Genomic DNA, 1,139 nt, shown 5'->3' on the forward strand with positions numbered 1-1,139 from the left:
TTAATACGGGCGTCGATGGTGTCGGTTTATATCGAACTGAAATTGCATTTTTACTTCAACATCACTTTCCATCGGAAGATGAGCAGTATCATCAATATCGAGCAATATTAAACAGCTACTCGAGCCAACGCGTGGTGATGCGTACTCTGGACATCGGTGGTGATAAACCATTGCCATACCTGCCAATCGAAGAGGACAATCCGTTTTTAGGTTGGCGCGGGATTCGCTTTACGTTAGATCATCCTGATATCTTTTTGATTCAATTGCGTGCGATGCTAAGAGCCAGTGCTGAAAGTGGTAATTTAAGTATCTTGTTACCCATGGTATCTGGTATTAAAGAGCTGGATGATGCGATGACGCTGATCAACCAAGCCTACAGCGAAGTTGTCTTGCTTGATGAGCGTATCCAGGCTCCAAAAGTCGGGGTGATGATCGAAGTGCCATCAATGGTATATCTGCTTCCTGCCATCGCGCATCGAGTGGATTTTGTCTCTGTTGGTACTAACGACTTAACTCAGTATTTACTGGCGGTGGATCGGAACAATTCCCGCGTCGCTGATGTCTATGAATCCATGCATCCGGCAGTGCTGTTAGCACTCAAACAGATTCATGACGTGTGCGATAAATATCATGTGCCAGTGTGCATCTGCGGTGAATTAGCCGGTGATCCATTTGGTGCGCTCTTATTACTTGGGTTGGGATACACCAGCTTAAGTATGAACACATCTAACGTGGCTAAGGTGAAGTATTTGATTCGTCATAGCCAACAACAGGAACTAGAAAAACTAGCAGAACAGGCGATGACAAAATCGTACGGAGAGGAGATTCATCAAATGATGCATGATTTCTTTATCCAACAAGGTTTTGCAGGCTTCGTTCGTGCAGGGAAAAAGTAGGTAATCGTGACCGTCTCTTTATTTTTGTTATTGCTGGCGCTGGGCGCTTTTGTTGGTGTGATGGCGGGGCTACTCGGCATTGGGGGCGGATTAATCGTCGTACCTGCGTTGTTATTTTTGCTGCCTTGGGCGGGCATTTCTCCAGAAATGAGCATGCATATGGCGCTTGCGACATCTCTGGCAAGCATCATCGTTACATCAGGTTCTTCTGCTCTCAACCATCTTAAACTTGGCAACGTAGAT

General features: G+C 45.7%; 2 protein-coding genes. Both read left to right on the plus strand.

Features of this window, described 5'->3' with window-relative positions; all coding sequences use genetic code 11:
- Positions 1-896, plus strand: an 896-nt coding sequence (locus tag R7044_RS24190) for a putative PEP-binding protein (RefSeq protein ID WP_318141732.1), incomplete at its 5' end; no start/stop codon positions are given.
- Between the two features lie 6 nt (positions 897-902).
- On the plus strand, positions 903-1,139 hold a 237-nt coding region (locus R7044_RS24195; protein ID WP_225455870.1), incomplete at its 3' end, for a TSUP family transporter.

It is taken from the genome of Vibrio sp. 1402 (genome assembly GCF_033340275.1).